We start from the raw sequence: 375 nt of genomic DNA on the forward strand, positions 1-375 counted from the left end.
CGGTGGCGATCGCTAGACCTGCCGCGTTATCCGCTGCAGAGTTGATTTGCTTACCAGAAGTCAAACGTTCCATCGTTGTGGATTGTTCATTACTGGTTTGGTTCAAAATACGGTTCGCGTTTAGTGCACCCATATTGGTGTTGATTACCATTGACATAACTATCTCCTTTTTACCCTTATAGTGTTTTATGCCATGCTTCTTTTAATGGGAAAGCATGAAAACCCGATTAGCTGATTACTGGAGCAGCGACATCACATTTTGTGACTGCTGGTTCGCCTGGCTCAACATGCTCATTCCGGCTTGTTGCAACACTTGGGTTCTGGCCAGGTTGGCACTCTCTTTCGCAAAGTCCGCATCCAGGATGCGTGATTTCG

The 375-nt window shown here is 46.7% G+C and carries 2 protein-coding genes; both read right to left on the reverse strand.

The window, feature by feature from the left end; genetic code table 11:
• On the reverse strand, positions 1-157 hold a 157-nt coding region (locus H8792_RS12495; RefSeq protein WP_456119859.1), incomplete at its 3' end, for a flagellin N-terminal helical domain-containing protein.
• A 78-nt stretch (positions 158-235) separates the two neighbouring features.
• Positions 236-375 (reverse strand): flagellin (locus H8792_RS12500; RefSeq protein ID WP_267463337.1); only part of this gene is annotated, 140 nt, incomplete at its 5' end.

Source organism: Thiomicrorhabdus heinhorstiae (assembly GCF_013391765.2).
In the GTDB taxonomy this organism is placed as follows: Bacteria; Pseudomonadota; Gammaproteobacteria; order Thiomicrospirales; family Thiomicrospiraceae; genus Thiomicrorhabdus; species Thiomicrorhabdus heinhorstiae.